Genomic DNA, 13,252 nt, shown 5'->3' on the forward strand with positions numbered 1-13,252 from the left:
CATCGAATCGGTGTTCGGGAAATACAAAACCTTCACCGCACGCGGTCCCCTCAAGGAGATCGGCCGGCTGGTGTTGGTGATTCCCGCCTTCCTCACCGATCTGACGGGCCCGGTCATTCACAAGGCGATGACCTCGGTGCGCACCCTGGATGTCGAGCACTGGGTCAAGACGCATCTCGGCGACTCCATGCTGGCCCGGCGACGACAGGCGTTCAAGGCGCCAAAGCTCGACATGAAAACGGCATGAAAGTTTTGATGGGAAAGCCTGGGCGATTGAACATCCTAGCCTCCGGCCACAAGAACCCATACAGCAGGCCGGGACGCTCCGAGCGGATGTCCGGATCACTGCCGACGATGACGAAGGCGCCGCGCCTACTCCCCGAGGCCGGATTCAGGAGGGAGCGGAAACCAGCCAACCACAGGCGCGATCATTGGCTTTCCGGAAGATCGATCCCCTCCATGTTCTGTACGATGTGCTCATCACCAACGCAACCGACAGTGGCAACCAGCTCCTCCTTCACCACCACGTTAACACCTGCTTCGATGGGAAAGTCCGTCCCCAGCCTGTCGACGCCCCAGAAGACGCTGTAGGTCGTATCGCCGTTCGGAATATCGACGGAATAAGACATCCAACGGCCGACCCCCTGCCACTGAAACGACGAGGCATCGCTCCGTGGCACCCGTACGACGATCTCGGGGGTGGCGTTGGCTTTCCCGAACGAGTAGGAGATGGTTTTACCGAAGTCGCAGACTTCGATGACCTTGCCTTTTCCCGTAAGACAGGAGAACACCGTCTTGCCGTCTCCGCACTCTGCCGCTATGGCGGGAGAGAGCTGAATGATCGCGACGGCCGCGACACACCATCGTGCTGTCGACATAACGAATCACCTCCACTCGATGAATAGAACGACCTCGCCCCACGCCCATCAAGGTCCGAACCGGTTCGGTACCTGCGCCAGCTCAAGCGCATCGGTCACTTCACCCGGTCCGCAACCTAATCCCATGCCAAGCCGCCATCGTGAAAGCTCAGCGTAAAGCGATGGCACCCCGGGCAGAAGTACGAACCGTCCGTCAGCTCCAAGAGTTGTCCGGCATGGCTCCAACTCGCCACGACATTGGCGCCGGGTGCTCCCATCAATGCGGGATCCGTGTATGGCTTCGGCTCCTCGCGATGTCGCTTACGGCAACGACGCGGGCTGTCGAGCATATTGACGACGACGAGGGCATCACAGGCTTTGCAGTACGCCGGGAACGCAAACATCGTCGTGAAGGTGTCCATTCCGCCGCCGATCATGAGCAGTCCGCTGTCGAAGCCGCATGCGGAGCAAGTCGCAACAACACTGCATCCCATTTCGATGTCTCCAAGTGAGGCCCGATCCGGATCTCTGCTCGACGCGATCACCCGGGAGTGCCCGCACTTCAGCGCTCCCGCAGCAACCACCGCCCCGAACCGTAATCCGGCGTGTCGGTACCCGGAATGGCATCGTAGACCTTGCCGTCGCGGATGATCAGGCGGTCGTCGGAGCCATAATCCGGCGTGCGTGTGCCGGGGATCGCCGGGTAGACGACGCCGTTGCGCTCGATCAAGAGCGGCCCGCCGTAGTCGGGGGTATTGGTCCCAGGGATCGGGCGGCGGGTTTCGGTGTCGGCCGGCGCGAACGGTGCCGTCACCGCACCAACACCCAGAAAGGCTACGCACAGGATCGATTTCGCCAACAACGTCATGGGGTCATCTCCTTGTTCACCACTCGCTCTGAATCCGCGCTTGGAGCGGAGCGTGTAGACGATGACACCGCCAACCGACACCGTGGCGCGCGAAACGGTGCAATTCGTCTACTACAAGATCACGCTTGAAGACGTTCTCACGGGAACAGTCGCGGAGGATTTCTGGGAAATCCCGGAATCCTGACGCAACAAGATCCCAGCCCCATCGGCGGCGTGGACCACCGGGGGGGGCGGACCAGGAGTATCCCGGTCGGCTAAGCCGACACTCCACCTACTCTCGGGGCAATATCGACACCTCGTCGCCCACCTGAATCAACCCGCCCTCGCGCACCCGCAGACAATGCCCGCCACAACGCCCGAGCGCCTTGGCCATGCCGGCGCCGGCAACGCGGTCCAGATACCCGCAGGGCGGGCGCACCCGATGCCACGTCAACAGCGCCTCGCCGATGCGCAGGCTTCGGCCCCGTAGCTCGACCCCGACCAGCCCGGAAACCACCAGGTTGCGCCGATGCTGCCCGGCGCCGAGCGGAAGACCCTGCCGGCGCTCGGCGCGCTGCAGATCCTCGGCCAGGATCAGGGTGACCTGACAGCCGTCGGTGAGCCGCCAGAAGCCACGGCCGAGGGCATAGCGATCCTCTATCAAGCCTTGATCGACGAGCGCCAGGGTCCGCTCGGTGGAGCGCATCGGCGCCCCGGCGGCATCGGCGACGAAGATCGCCGTCACGCGACCGCGGGGGACCCGTCGGAATCGCCGAACGAACCTCTGGAGCCGCACCCTCAGCCGATCAAGAGACATGGACGAGACCCCCGGTGACACTGGCATGACGTCTTGGCATCACTGAACCGAAGGGAAAACACGGCTGCGGCGAAGGGAACTGTCACGATGACTGGATGAGCGTCTTCCGGTAGACCCGGACGATTCGCTCGCCATCCCAGACATAGGAGAGGTGGGGACCCTGCCGAGGGATGGTGACCGCCGGTGGCCGCAGCGCGGCGATGCACTCCCCTCCGGGATCCCGCACCGACCGATAGACAATCCCCCAGGATCGCACCGCGCGCATCGCCGAGCCAAACGCCTGAGATGGCCGCCAATCGTCCGGGTCATGCAGATGGTCGTAGTCCGCGCCACGGACATCGTGCAAGGGCTTCGCCACCGCCCCCACGTAAACCCGCATGTCGATCTCCCCGGCGTCCTCTCGTGTGTAGGCAAGAAACCGGGCGCGGTGGTAGCGCGTCTCCTCGATCGCCGTGTGCAGGGTCTTGGCCGCGTAATACACGCCGAAGCTGCCGTCGCTGAATCGGCTGGCCACGCCGATATGCGTGAACGCGGCCATCACCGGCGTCGAGCCGGGACCACAGACACGGTCCTCGCGATCGACCAGTGCGATCGCCCCCACCTCGTCGCGCAAGCGCTCGTTGGTCAACCCTTCGAGATAGAACAACTCGTCCAACAGGTCCGGTTCCACCAGCGTCTCGAACAGGTTGATGGGTGGAAACTCCGAGGAGATGATGCGGTACTGGTGCGTCGAGTCCAGATCGCAACAGGGCGGGCGCTGCGGATCAGAGTCCCCGCTGAGCATCGAGATACCGCCGCACATCCGCCAGGTCGATCAGGCTGCCGCCGAGCATCCGCTCCAGCGCCGACCGCCCATGAAACAGCGGCGCCAGATTGGGCTTCTTCACCCATTCGTCGGCCGCACGCGGCGACGGCAAGAGGATGTTCAACGCCTTGGCGATACCCAGCAGGTAACTGATGCGATCCAGGACGTCCCGCCCAAGCCGCCGGGCCGTCTTCTCCGCCTTCCATTTGAAGAAGGTCGATTCCGGCGGGTTGCCGAGCAAAATCCGCTCCTGAGTGGCCGTGAGCCCCCAACGTGCGGAAAGATTAAAAAAGGCCTGCAGGGCGGCACTGGAGAGTCGCTCCGGGTCGAAACCGGTTTGGGAATGCGGGAGTGCGCTCATCTCTTAGACTCCAAATATGGAGTAACCTACTTATATACCCTAAAAATAGAGTTTTCTGTCGGGGTTATCAAGTTCTGCTGAGATTCGCATCGGCCAGGGCCTTGATCCAGGTTCTTGCGCGGGTAAACCGAGGGGCAGCGTGGCACTGGTGACGGTGGCCGCTTTGCGAGCAACGTATGCGCCGACTTGCACGATTCGACGGTCTCGGGCAGCGTTGAAGACTTTCCGTGCAGCACGCTGGTTGGCCGCATGACCACGCTCTTCTCGATCATCGAATCCCCGAACCATCCTCGCTTCGACGCCCTCTATGAGCGTCTCGGCATCAGCCAGATCAAGCTCGCCTCGCAACGCAAGGCGTTGCAGGCCCTCAAGTCCATGACGCCGGACTGGATCGTGGCGGAGTTCTTCTACGGCTTTGGCAACAACTACGCCGGAGCCAATGTCAGCAACCTGGACGTTGTTCTGGCGGCCTTACACAAACAGGCCCCGTCGGCACGAACGATCGTACTGGTCGGCAAGGAACATGCGCAATACGTCTCGCGACTGGCCGAGCGCTTCCGGATCCATGCCGTACTGACATTGCCGATCACCGAGGCCGACCTCGAGGCGGTCTTGCGGGCTACAGAAGCGCCTTAGCCGTGCTCGAGCACACGGACGCTGTCCTTGCGGGGAGTAGCCGTCTCAAGCACCGCACGCAATGCGGCGAACCGATTGCCCCCGTGGCCGCGACCGCCCATCATCACCCTGTCCGGAGAAAACTCTTTTCCATCCTGAACCTGGAAGAGGGGAACTCCCCCAAAAAGAACACTTGAGAATTTTTCATTCAATTTCCTTCTCCTGATCGCCTTTAGATGGGCACGCTGCGCGTGATTGGCCTCTCGGGCGAGCGACGCTGCGGGCGTTATCAACGGGTGATCGAACGGGTGCGTCGGTCGTGTCACTGTCGGTTGCGGTGACCCGCGCGCCGCGCGAACTCGCCCTGGAGGGCCTCGGCGAAGGTCTGCTTCACCTCCAGCCAGGATCTGCTGGCGATGGTGATCGGTGCCGGCGCTGGAAAGTCCTTGAACCAGGGACCGTAGGAGGGCCGCAACACCTGCTCGCGCTCGGCGGCGAGCACTGCGAGATCCGCACGCTTGACCTCGGGCGGCTCGGGATGGATCAAGCCGAAGACCTCGGCCACCACGGCGGTGATGCGCACCTCCACTGCTTTGTACTCCGGCAGCACCTGTTTCAGCGGGCTCACCATATCGCCGATGTACGCCTCGGCGGCATCGTGCAGCAGCCCGTCCATGGGTTGAGCGCCAAGAGCCGGTCGGCCAGCTCGCTCAGACGGTCCCGCTCGGGCAGGGTGGCGAGCCAGTCGGGCGGAATCGCCGCGGTGCCCAGGGCCGCGCCGAGCAGTGCGCCGGTCAGGCAGGCCACCGAGTCGGAATCGCCGCGGATGCGCGCGGAGCGCTCGACGGCCAGTCCGAGGTCATCCGGCCAGCGCAGCGCAGCGGCGACCGCCAGCCCCAGCGCGCTGCCCGAACGCCAGCCGCCATCACCGGGCGGGATGCCGTCTTCATCGAGCCAGTCCTCGCCGCGCTCCGCCCAGTCGAGTGCCGCGCGCAGGCTCGCCGCCACCGTACCGCCCTGTCCCCGGGGTCCGTCGAGCCCGGCGATCGCCTCCCGGACCAACGCGGCATTCCAGTGGCCCCGCTCGAGGATGGCCCGCACCAGCCAGGCGCCGGCGATCGCCGCCTCCAGGGCGTTGGGATGGGCATGGGTGACCATCGCCGAGAGCCGCGCCGCCTCGATCAGGTCCGCCCCGCGATAGACCAGTGCCAGCGGCACGATCCGCATCACCGCCCCGCAGCCGTCGGACTCGCGGATCCCGCTGGTGTGCCAGTCGCCATCGCGCGCGAAGTTCGCGACCCCGCGCAGACAGGTCGTTCCGGGCGCGGTCGAGGGGGTGAGGGGATCGTGCGACCAGCGCACGAACGCCTCGCCCGCCAGGGTCCCGAAGCGCTCGGCTTGGAGCGGTCCCGGCCCATGCGCGAGCAGTGCCTCGCCCAGATAAAGCGCCATATGGGTATCGTCGGTCCAGCGATCGAGCGTGACCGCGCGGGTACGCACGCTCGCGTCGCGCACGAATTCCAGCGGCGCGCCGTAGCGATCCCCGCAGGCATGAGCCAGCACCGCGGCTCGGGCACGATCGGTAAAGGTCGAGGTTAGATCAGCTTCAGTCATGCCATGTCTCCCGAGTATCCCAAGGCAAGGTCGCGCGCTTGGCCCGGTGCGGCGACCGGCTCGCGCGGATCCGGGGACGCGATCAGGTCCGGATGGACCCACCCGCCGAGCAGCCGACACGGTCGAGGGCTGGCGGGCGAGCGGATCCAGTCTAATCATCCGGCCCTTGGCGTCCCGGTGGCGCCGCTGACCGGTACCGCCCGCCACAGCGCCACGCCCGCCCAGGATAGACGACCCATCCGTCATGATCTGTCGCGCTCCGAGGCGCTTTCAGGCGACGCCTTGCCCGTGTCGTGCTCTCGTCTGAACCGCTTGCCGAGAACCATGCCGCACGACCCGACAGGGACGATGACGACGACGCGCCCGCTGCGCGAACAAGAAGGTGACCTGACGGAGACAGAGCGGTGCGCGTTCATCGCGGCACCGGCATAGCCGGGCTCGCCTGCATGCGGCACCTGACCGATGCGGGCTACGCGCCCCTGGTACTCGACAAGGGGCGGGGGATCGGTGGGTGGCCGGCCACGCGGCGCATCCCGGTAGGCTGGGATTTCGATCACGGCGCCCAAGACATCACCACCTCGTACCCGCGGTTCCAGACCCAGCTCAAGCAGACCGAGCGCGCCGGGCGGACGGTTCGCAACGCCCGCATCTTGTGGGATCGTGCAGATCGAACCCGATGCCGGTATAGGTGTGGATGTGGACGGGCTCGGTGGTCATGAGCAGTGCGCGGGCCTCGGTTCAGCGTCTGCTGGCCTCGGTATCTTGCAACCGGCCGCATCCCGGCGTGGCGATGCGTGCCCGTCGCGAACAAGACGGTCGGTGCAGAACACATGAGATCATCCCGTCCTCATGCCGGCATCGTTTACCCGAACCGATCCGGCTGGCTCAGGTCACCGCCGGGCATTGGTGCAGGTAGGTCGAGTCCGAAAGTTGGCGCAGGACGAACTCGGCCACATCCGCCCGGCTGATGAGTCCAGCGATCAAGGTAGGGTCGGTGCCGCTGCGATAGTCGCCGGTGCGCGGACCGTCACCGAGCCCGCCGGGACGCACGATGGTCCAGTCCAGACCGCTCGCCCGAATGAGGCGCTCCTGTTCCGTCTTGGCCGCGATGATGGGTTGCAACACCGTGTCCATGGCCTGCCGGAACTCCGCACTGACCTGCCCGCGACTGTCGCCGACCCCAAGCGAGGTCACGGCGACGAGCCGGCGCACGCCGTTGGTCTGCATGGCCTCGAGGATGCGCTGCGTGCCGTGCGCCTCGACCGGCTCGGCGCCGACCCCGGAGCCCAGTGCGCAGATCACGGCATCTGCTCCCTGAACACAGAGGCTGGTCGCCTCCTGGTCCAGCACATCACCGCAGACGACGTTCAAGCCTGGCCGCGCCTCGATCTTGGCGGGGTCGCGCACCAGTGCCGTCACGGTGTGACCGGACGCGAGAGCCTGCTCCAGAACCTGTCGGCCGGTACCACCGGTCGCGCCAAAGAGTGCGATCTGCATGCTCGGATGTCCTCGAGGTCTGTGGTTGATCGAAACAGGCGCCGGAGCGGAGCACCCGGCGAACTTGGGCATGATAACGCCCTGGATCGGTAACCCCCGTCGCGTCCCGCTCAATCCCGCGGGAAATACTGCTTCGAGCCGCAATCTCTCACGCAGTAAATAAAACGGGTAATCCCCCGGCTTTGCCGGGGTGACAGTAGCAGTTTGACATTTCCGGGAGTCCATCGGGGACACTCCGCAGCGTGAGCCGCCAAGCACACGCTTGTGGAGAGTCCCGATGGACGATTTCGAGAGCCTAAGTCACTCCAAATGGGAGTGCAAATATCATGTTGTTTTCATCCCGAAATATCGCCGCCGCGTGCTCTATGGGCAACTGCGGTCACACCTCGGGGAAGTCTTTCACCGGTTAGCCCGGCAAAAGGAAAGCCGGATCGAAGAGGGGCATCTGATGTCGGATCATGTTCACATGCTCATTTCGATTCCGCCGAAGTATGCCGTGTGCCAGGTGATCGGCTTCATCAAGGGCAAAAGCGCGATCCATCTGGCGCGCGTCTACGGCGAGCGCCAGCGCAACTTTACGGGGCAGCACTTCTGGGCTCGGGGATACTTTGTCTCGACCGTCGGTCGGGATGAAGCGACGATCCGAGAGTACATCCAGCACCAAGAGAGCGAAGACCAGCGCCTGGATCAGCTCAAACTGTGGCGCTGATTTGCCGCCTTTAGGCGGCCCAAGAACCGTGGGGCCGCGTTAGCGACCCCTTTGCCGCTTTGAGCGGCTCACGAATTCAAAGCCCCCGGCTTTGCCGGGGGATGGTTACTCCCTCCCTTCGACCCGTGCAGAGCCGCCAGGAATCGCACGGACAAGCGCCCGAGCTCGGTTTCGCGGGTACGGCGGTCGCCCCGCCGGCGCGCCAATCCCAGGGGTCCGTTCTCGACCCACAGCTGACACTCACTGTGCTACGCCTCGTGGCAGCTCAGCAATCGCAACCGGTCATCCGGGACGAACAAGCTGTCGAGAGGTAACCAACGCTCGCGATTTAGGTGATATCCGCAAACTTCCATACCCGTAGGTTGTGCTGACGATAGGAAGCACAACTTGCGCCGACGGTTGGTTGTGCCTCGCGCGGCTCGGCACAACCTACGCCGTTGGTAAGAGGGTTTCCGGTATTCGCCGTAGCGGTCGCAAACAGGCCGTTGCGCGGGGACCGCTCCTGGCCAGTTGCTGCCGTTAGGGTCGCCTGAACCGACCCAAGCCCAGCTGGACCGCAGGCAGCCGCAAAAGCAGTGAACGAATCCGGTAGGGTCAGCGCGGGTTACTCTGAGGAATTCCCGTGGAATAAGTGACCGACAACACTCACACGCACCGCCTCTAGCTCACTCCGCATAGATCATCGTGCGGGTCATTCCGCCATCGACGACCAGGTTCTGGCCGGTGATGAACCCGGTACTCGGGCTGCCAAGGAAGCGGACAGCCGCCACGACGTCGGCAGCCTCGCCCACCCGCCCGACGGCATGCTGGGTCCGGTCGATCGGGCGGTGGTCCGCGGCGCGCCGGTGGGCCAACTTCTGGAGAGGTCCCGTCTCGATCCAGCCGGGGCTGACCGCATTGACGCGGATCAGCGGCCCGAGACTGATCGCCGCGGCATGAGTGAAGGCCAATAGCCCGCCCTTGGCCGCGGCGTAGGCTTCACACTGGGGCTCCGACTGCAGGGCACGGGTCGAGGCGATGTTGACGATGGTACCCCGGCGCGCGCGCAGCCCCGGAATGGCCGAGCGGGTGCAGAGGAAGGCGCCGGTCAGGTGACCGTCCAGCCAGCGCCGCCACCCCGCGAGCGACAGCGCTTCGAGCGGGCCGCTCACCGGATCGGCGAGACCGGCGTTGTTCACCAGCAGGTCCAGCCCGGCCGGCTCGCCCGCCCGGTCCTGCCACGCCTCGAGCGCGGCAAAGGCAGCAGCGACCGCCGGCTCCTCAACCACGTCGGCCGCCAGCCCGAGCAATGTGGGACTCCCCAGATCGGCGGTCAGCTCGTCGAGGGCCTCGCCATCGCGGTCGAGCACCACGACCCTCCACCCTTCGTCCAGGAACGACTGCGCCAGGGCGCGTCCGATGCCTTGCGCGCCGCCGGTGATAAGGGCGAGGGAAGCAGTCATGATCGAACGGACTCCTCGCTCCCCCGCTCAGGCGCGGTGCGCGCCGCGCGGGACCTGACCCGGTTCGGATACCAGGTAGTGAAGATCGCGCAGCAGACCAGCAGCACATAGCTGATGGTCTCGTACTGCCAGGGCTGGAGCAGGATGGATTGCATCTTGCCGAAGGCGAGCAGTGCGTTGAACGTGAAGACCGCGCCCCAGACCGAGGTGAGGATAAGGTTCGTGCGCAGAAATACCGGGTCGTTCCAGAGCGACCGATCCGTGTGGGCGCGGGCATAGTCCAGCGTGAAGGGCTTGCGGATCAGGACGCTGAACCAGGTGGCGGTCGCGAGCATCCCGTTGGCGAGCACCGCCATGTGACGAATGGTCCAGAGGTCTTGGAAGCCGATGACGGCGATGCTGGCGAACGAGAAGAAGACCAGGCCCGCCCAGAGGATGACCCCGCGGTGAATCCCGGTCAGACCGAGGATCACGGAGAGGACCAAGGCGACGCCCAGGCCCAATTGAAGCCGGAACAAACCCTCTTGGGCGATCACCATGAACGCCAGCCAGGGGCTGAATGCGAGCAACAGCTTGAAGAAAGACATCCTGGAAATTCCATACCGCTTAAGTGGTTTTGAGCGCGCATTCTATCAGCATGGCGCATGGTGTGTCGGACCAGCTCGGCAGTCGCCGACCGGCCGAGAAGAGGAACCCTCGGCCCAGCCTGGAGCTCCCCGTCCGCGCCGTTGCATCATCGGATCGGACCGCGATCATCCTCTCGTTCTTCGGAGAAGCCCCCGATGACAGCCCCAACCATCCCCCGCCTGAGCCTGGCCCACCTGCCCACGCCCGTCGAGTCGCTGCCCCGGCTCTCGGCCCTGCTCGGCGGTCCACGTCTCTTCATCAAGCGCGACGATCAGACCGGTCTCGCACTGGGCGGCAACAAGACCCGCAAGCTCGAGTTCCTGGTGGCCGAAGCGCAGGCGCAGGGGGCCCGAACCCTCGTCACCGCGGGTGCCTGGCAGTCCAACCACTGTCGCCAGACCGCCGCGGCGGCGGCCCGCAGCGGGATGGACTGCATCCTGGTGTTGACCGGCGAGCGCCCGGCCGAGGCCTCCGGCAATCTGCTCCTCGATCACCTTCTGGGTGCGCGGATCGTCGCGACGCCCGATCGCCGCGACCGCGATCGTCTCCTCGCGGAGACCGTTGCGAGCGTCGCGGCGCAGGGCCGAGCCCCGTACCTGGTTCCCTACGGGGGAAGCAACCCGACCGGAGCGCTGGGCTATGCCTTTGCGATGGAGGAGGTCCTCGCACAGGGGATCGAGGTGGACTGGATGGTCTTCGCCACCTCCAGCGGCGGCACCCAGGCCGGACTGGTCCTGGGGCAGCGTGTCTTCGGGTACGGCGGGACACTGCTCGGGATCAGCATCGACGAACCGGCATCCGCGCTGACGTTACAGGTCGCCGCCCTGGCGAGCGATGCAAGCGCGGCGCTGGGCCCACGCATCGCCTTCGATGCTGCGGACGTGCACGTCGATGATCGCTACTGCGGAGCCGGCTACGGGGTGATGACCGGTCTGGAGCGCGAGGCGATCCGGATCTTCGCCCGCACCGAAGGCATCCTCCTTGATCCGGTCTACACCGGGCGTGCCGCCGGCGGTCTGCTGGATCTTATCCGCCGGGGCTACTTCCCGAGCCACGCGCGCATCTTGTTCTGGCACACCGGCGGACAGCCGGCGTTGTTTGCCGAGCCGTACCGCAATGCTTTGAGCGAAACGCCCATCCGGCATGAGTCGGGGGTGGGTTGAGAGCACGCTCCCGATCGTCGGTGACAGAGTGCTCAAACCATCCGATTCATCCAACCCGTCACATTCTCCGATAGTTCTCCACATAGCGGTTTCCCTTACCCTGCAAACGCCGGATCCGCCGGTTGCGCTCGATCTCCCACGCATCGGGCGGATCGGCGTTGTTCCAGACCGCATAGAGCTGCTCGTCCTGTCGACTCAAACGAAAGCCGTAGGTATCGCGCATGTAGAACATGGTCCGGGCAATCTCGCCGCGAACGGCATCGGGGGGTTGAACCCGCCGCAGGATCGGATCGAAGCGGATCGCGCAGTCCCCCAGACGCTGCCCGGAGCGCAGCTCGCCCCAGTTGAAGTCGGAGCGCGCCGCATTGATCGCACCGACTGCCGGGACGAGGTTATGCAGATCGTTGTGGGCCGTGACGAACGTCGGGTCGACAAGCTCGCAGCAGGCGCGCCCCGAAAAGGTGTTCCCGCCGTCGCTCCGGCACTTGGAAAAGGCGGCGGGATCACGCCAACAGCGTCGAAAATTGCCGAACTGAGATGCGGGGAAGACGTGCTCGGCCTCGACCCGTTGCGCGCGGCTACTGCCGTTCAAGGCGCCGAGTCCGCATCCCTCGAGATCGGTTCGACCATCGCGATCGTAACGACAGCCGCAGTAGAAGGTGATCCGGTGGCCGCTGTAGACGGTGTCGTAGAGCGCCGTTCTCGCCGCACTGAAACCGGGCGCAATTCCCGACTGATCGGTGTTCGATGCACCGGGCAGGTCGAACGGCCAAAGATCCCCGGTCAACCATCCCGGCAGCTGCTCGGCCACGACGCGAACAAGCTCCGGGATGTCCACCCCGTCCAGGTCGGACAGCCAAGAGCCAACGCCGGCGGTCGTATCACGCACGACGTCCAACAGCAGCGTGCGGATATCGCGCGTGATCTGGATCGCGCGCTGCGCATGCTCGGGCCAGGTCTGGACCAGCGACTCGGGCAGGAACGAGACCGAGCCGATGAGGGCCAGCCCGATACCGAGGTTGCGCAGACCGATCAGGCTGCCCTGAAGGGCCGGAACGAGACGGGCGAGACCCGAGAGCCGCGGAGACTGGCGCGGTGGAGGGCGTTTCGGAGACGGGCGACGGGGCATCGGGGACGGATCAACTTTACAGCGCGGCGGCCGGGCACTCTAGCAGAGCACGCCGACTGCAGGCACACCAACCAGACCGCACCCCATTCAACCGAGCGGCTGCATCACCCGGCACTGCGGATACGTCGAGCACCCCTAGAACCGATTGCCTACCCTCGGCCCCCTCTTCACTGTGCGCAGGACAAGCGCGCTGCCGTATTTCGGATAGCGACGCTCCGCCAGCGAACGGAACTCTAGGCGCGGGGACGGTTCCGAGCAGTGTACCGAACGCCATGAGAAACAGACACCCGACGAGCTGCCGAACAGGAGAAGCCCAGGCTCATGTGCGGACGCTATGCCCAATTCACCCCGCCCGAAGCCATCGCCGAGATCTTCGGCGCGACCCTCGGCATCGCGGACGGCAGCCCGCGCTACAACGCCGCCCCAATGCAATGGTTGCCGGTGATCCGCCAACGCCCGAGCGGGGAGCGGATCGTGCAGCCGCTGCGCTGGGGTCTCCTCCCGAGCTGGGCGAAAGACGAGACCATCGCCAACCGCCTGATCAACGCCCGCGCCGAGACCCTGGCCGAGAAACCCTCGTTCCGCTCGGCCTTGCGCAAACGCCGCTGCATCGTCCCGGCCGACGGCTTCTACGAATGGGCCAAGCGACCCGACGGCAAGCAGCCCTTCTACATCCATGCCTCGGACGGCACCCTGTTGGCCTTTGCCGGGCTTTGGGAGCGCTGGACACGACCCGACGACGGGGAGATCATCGACAGCTTCACCATCG

The 13,252-nt window shown here is 65.2% G+C and carries 20 protein-coding genes; 7 read left to right on the top strand and 13 right to left on the bottom strand.

The features are described from left to right. Positions 1–247, top strand: a 247-nt coding sequence (locus tag AADX97_RS27430) for a hypothetical protein (RefSeq protein ID WP_374238687.1), incomplete at its 5' end; no start/stop codon positions are given. Positions 248–428: 181 nt separating this feature from the next. Here AADX97_RS27430 and AADX97_RS27435 read toward each other — a convergent pair. The 3 genes from AADX97_RS27435 to AADX97_RS27445 form a co-directional block, all read right to left on the bottom strand. Beyond that, on the bottom strand, positions 429–878 hold the full coding sequence (locus AADX97_RS27435; protein WP_374237440.1) for a hypothetical protein: 450 nt from the start codon (positions 876–878) through the stop codon (positions 429–431). Positions 879–994: 116 nt separating this feature from the next. After that, positions 995–1,351, bottom strand: a complete 357-nt coding sequence (locus AADX97_RS27440) for a hypothetical protein (protein ID WP_374237439.1) — start codon at positions 1,349–1,351, stop codon at positions 995–997. 68 nt (positions 1,352–1,419) lie between these two features. Next, positions 1,420–1,725 carry a hypothetical protein gene (locus tag AADX97_RS27445; protein WP_374237438.1) on the bottom strand — a complete coding sequence of 102 codons (306 nt, stop codon included), beginning with the start codon at positions 1,723–1,725 and terminating at the stop codon, positions 1,420–1,422. 61 nt (positions 1,726–1,786) lie between these two features. On the opposite strand from AADX97_RS27445, the gene AADX97_RS27450 reads away from it, so the two are divergent. Continuing rightward, the gene (locus tag AADX97_RS27450) at positions 1,787–1,909 is read left to right on the top strand and encodes a hypothetical protein (RefSeq protein WP_374237437.1); all 123 of its coding nucleotides are present in this window, start codon (positions 1,787–1,789) and stop codon (positions 1,907–1,909) included. A gap of 87 nt (positions 1,910–1,996) precedes the next feature. On the opposite strand, the gene AADX97_RS27455 is transcribed toward AADX97_RS27450, so the two are convergent. The 3 genes from AADX97_RS27455 to AADX97_RS27465 form a co-directional block, all read right to left on the bottom strand. Next, positions 1,997–2,449: an MOSC domain-containing protein gene (locus AADX97_RS27455; protein WP_374237436.1), complete on the bottom strand. Its 453-nt coding sequence runs from the start codon at positions 2,447–2,449 to the stop codon at positions 1,997–1,999. A 154-nt stretch (positions 2,450–2,603) separates the two neighbouring features. Beyond that, on the bottom strand, positions 2,604–3,323 hold the full coding sequence (locus tag AADX97_RS27460) for an RES family NAD+ phosphorylase (protein WP_374237434.1): 720 nt from the start codon (positions 3,321–3,323) through the stop codon (positions 2,604–2,606). Next, the gene (locus AADX97_RS27465; protein WP_374237433.1) at positions 3,286–3,687 is read right to left on the bottom strand and encodes an antitoxin Xre-like helix-turn-helix domain-containing protein; all 402 of its coding nucleotides are present in this window, start codon (positions 3,685–3,687) and stop codon (positions 3,286–3,288) included. The genes AADX97_RS27460 and AADX97_RS27465 overlap by 38 nt, the downstream gene beginning before the upstream one ends. A gap of 249 nt (positions 3,688–3,936) precedes the next feature. On the opposite strand from AADX97_RS27465, the gene AADX97_RS27470 reads away from it, so the two are divergent. Next, positions 3,937–4,323: a hypothetical protein gene (locus AADX97_RS27470; protein ID WP_374237432.1), complete on the top strand. Its 387-nt coding sequence runs from the start codon at positions 3,937–3,939 to the stop codon at positions 4,321–4,323. Here the strand turns inward: AADX97_RS27470 and AADX97_RS27475 are convergent. The 3 genes from AADX97_RS27475 to AADX97_RS27485 form a co-directional block, all read right to left on the bottom strand. Continuing rightward, the gene (locus tag AADX97_RS27475) at positions 4,320–4,514 is read right to left on the bottom strand and encodes a hypothetical protein (protein WP_374237431.1); all 195 of its coding nucleotides are present in this window, start codon (positions 4,512–4,514) and stop codon (positions 4,320–4,322) included. The genes AADX97_RS27470 and AADX97_RS27475 overlap by 4 nt on opposite strands. A 110-nt stretch (positions 4,515–4,624) precedes the next feature. Next, on the bottom strand, positions 4,625–4,978 hold the full coding sequence (locus AADX97_RS27480; protein WP_374237430.1) for a hypothetical protein: 354 nt from the start codon (positions 4,976–4,978) through the stop codon (positions 4,625–4,627). After that, positions 4,927–5,916, bottom strand: coding sequence for an ADP-ribosylglycohydrolase family protein (locus tag AADX97_RS27485; protein WP_374237429.1), 990 nt, complete (start codon positions 5,914–5,916; stop codon positions 4,927–4,929). Before AADX97_RS27485 ends, AADX97_RS27480 begins: the two co-directional genes overlap by 52 nt. A 404-nt stretch (positions 5,917–6,320) precedes the next feature. Between AADX97_RS27485 and AADX97_RS27490 the strand changes: the two genes are divergently transcribed. Then, positions 6,321–6,635 (top strand): NAD(P)-binding protein, encoded by a 315-nt coding sequence (locus AADX97_RS27490; protein WP_374237428.1) that lies wholly within the window; start codon positions 6,321–6,323, stop codon positions 6,633–6,635. Positions 6,636–6,801: 166 nt separating this feature from the next. On the opposite strand, the gene AADX97_RS27495 is transcribed toward AADX97_RS27490, so the two are convergent. Next, positions 6,802–7,413: an NAD(P)-dependent oxidoreductase gene (locus AADX97_RS27495; RefSeq protein WP_374237427.1), complete on the bottom strand. Its 612-nt coding sequence runs from the start codon at positions 7,411–7,413 to the stop codon at positions 6,802–6,804. 277 nt (positions 7,414–7,690) lie between these two features. On the opposite strand from AADX97_RS27495, the gene tnpA reads away from it, so the two are divergent. Then, positions 7,691–8,122: an IS200/IS605 family transposase gene (tnpA, locus tag AADX97_RS27500; RefSeq protein ID WP_374234571.1), complete on the top strand. Its 432-nt coding sequence runs from the start codon at positions 7,691–7,693 to the stop codon at positions 8,120–8,122. A 665-nt stretch (positions 8,123–8,787) separates the two neighbouring features. Here the strand turns inward: tnpA and AADX97_RS27505 are convergent. Both AADX97_RS27505 and AADX97_RS27510 read right to left on the bottom strand, forming a co-directional pair. Beyond that, positions 8,788–9,564 carry an SDR family oxidoreductase gene (locus AADX97_RS27505; protein WP_374237488.1) on the bottom strand — a complete coding sequence of 259 codons (777 nt, stop codon included), beginning with the start codon at positions 9,562–9,564 and terminating at the stop codon, positions 8,788–8,790. Further along, positions 9,561–10,151, bottom strand: a complete 591-nt coding sequence (locus AADX97_RS27510; protein WP_374237487.1) for a hypothetical protein — start codon at positions 10,149–10,151, stop codon at positions 9,561–9,563. The genes AADX97_RS27505 and AADX97_RS27510 overlap by 4 nt, the downstream gene beginning before the upstream one ends. A gap of 195 nt (positions 10,152–10,346) precedes the next feature. Between AADX97_RS27510 and AADX97_RS27515 the strand changes: the two genes are divergently transcribed. Continuing rightward, positions 10,347–11,354: a D-cysteine desulfhydrase family protein gene (locus tag AADX97_RS27515; RefSeq protein ID WP_374237486.1), complete on the top strand. Its 1,008-nt coding sequence runs from the start codon at positions 10,347–10,349 to the stop codon at positions 11,352–11,354. Positions 11,355–11,412: 58 nt separating this feature from the next. On the opposite strand, the gene AADX97_RS27520 is transcribed toward AADX97_RS27515, so the two are convergent. Beyond that, complete coding sequence (locus AADX97_RS27520) at positions 11,413–12,483, bottom strand: endonuclease (RefSeq protein ID WP_374237485.1); 1,071 nt, start codon at positions 12,481–12,483, stop codon at positions 11,413–11,415. Positions 12,484–12,804: 321 nt separating this feature from the next. Between AADX97_RS27520 and AADX97_RS27525 the strand changes: the two genes are divergently transcribed. Then, the coding region (locus AADX97_RS27525) for an SOS response-associated peptidase (RefSeq protein WP_374238785.1) at positions 12,805–13,252 on the top strand (448 nt) is incomplete at its 3' end.

The sequence above is a fragment of the Thiocapsa sp. C2-2m genome (genome assembly GCF_041903745.1).
In the GTDB taxonomy this organism is placed as follows: Bacteria; Pseudomonadota; Gammaproteobacteria; order Chromatiales; family Chromatiaceae; genus Thiocapsa; species Thiocapsa roseilacustris.

What these genes read in the sequence shown, in the direction of transcription:
- AADX97_RS27445 (WP_374237438.1), bottom strand. Translation starts at nt 1,725, where the DNA reads ATGACGTTGTTGGCGAAATCGATCCTGTGCGTAGCCTTTCTGGGTGTT.
- AADX97_RS27495 (WP_374237427.1), bottom strand. Translation starts at nt 7,413, where the DNA reads ATGCAGATCGCACTCTTTGGCGCGACCGGTGGTACCGGCCGACAGGTT.
- AADX97_RS27515 (WP_374237486.1), top strand. Translation starts at nt 10,347, where the DNA reads ATGACAGCCCCAACCATCCCCCGCCTGAGCCTGGCCCACCTGCCCACG.
- AADX97_RS27460 (WP_374237434.1), bottom strand. Translation starts at nt 3,323, where the DNA reads ATGTGCGGCGGTATCTCGATGCTCAGCGGGGACTCTGATCCGCAGCGC.
- AADX97_RS27510 (WP_374237487.1), bottom strand. Translation starts at nt 10,151, where the DNA reads ATGTCTTTCTTCAAGCTGTTGCTCGCATTCAGCCCCTGGCTGGCGTTC.
- AADX97_RS27470 (WP_374237432.1), top strand. Translation starts at nt 3,937, where the DNA reads ATGACCACGCTCTTCTCGATCATCGAATCCCCGAACCATCCTCGCTTC.
- AADX97_RS27465 (WP_374237433.1), bottom strand. Translation starts at nt 3,687, where the DNA reads ATGAGCGCACTCCCGCATTCCCAAACCGGTTTCGACCCGGAGCGACTC.
- AADX97_RS27480 (WP_374237430.1), bottom strand. Translation starts at nt 4,978, where the DNA reads ATGGACGGGCTGCTGCACGATGCCGCCGAGGCGTACATCGGCGATATG.
- AADX97_RS27435 (WP_374237440.1), bottom strand. Translation starts at nt 878, where the DNA reads ATGTCGACAGCACGATGGTGTGTCGCGGCCGTCGCGATCATTCAGCTC.
- AADX97_RS27520 (WP_374237485.1), bottom strand. Translation starts at nt 12,483, where the DNA reads ATGCCCCGTCGCCCGTCTCCGAAACGCCCTCCACCGCGCCAGTCTCCG.
- AADX97_RS27485 (WP_374237429.1), bottom strand. Translation starts at nt 5,916, where the DNA reads ATGACTGAAGCTGATCTAACCTCGACCTTTACCGATCGTGCCCGAGCC.
- tnpA (WP_374234571.1), top strand. Translation starts at nt 7,691, where the DNA reads ATGGACGATTTCGAGAGCCTAAGTCACTCCAAATGGGAGTGCAAATAT.
- AADX97_RS27440 (WP_374237439.1), bottom strand. Translation starts at nt 1,351, where the DNA reads ATGGGATGCAGTGTTGTTGCGACTTGCTCCGCATGCGGCTTCGACAGC.
- AADX97_RS27450 (WP_374237437.1), top strand. Translation starts at nt 1,787, where the DNA reads ATGACACCGCCAACCGACACCGTGGCGCGCGAAACGGTGCAATTCGTC.
- AADX97_RS27505 (WP_374237488.1), bottom strand. Translation starts at nt 9,564, where the DNA reads ATGACTGCTTCCCTCGCCCTTATCACCGGCGGCGCGCAAGGCATCGGA.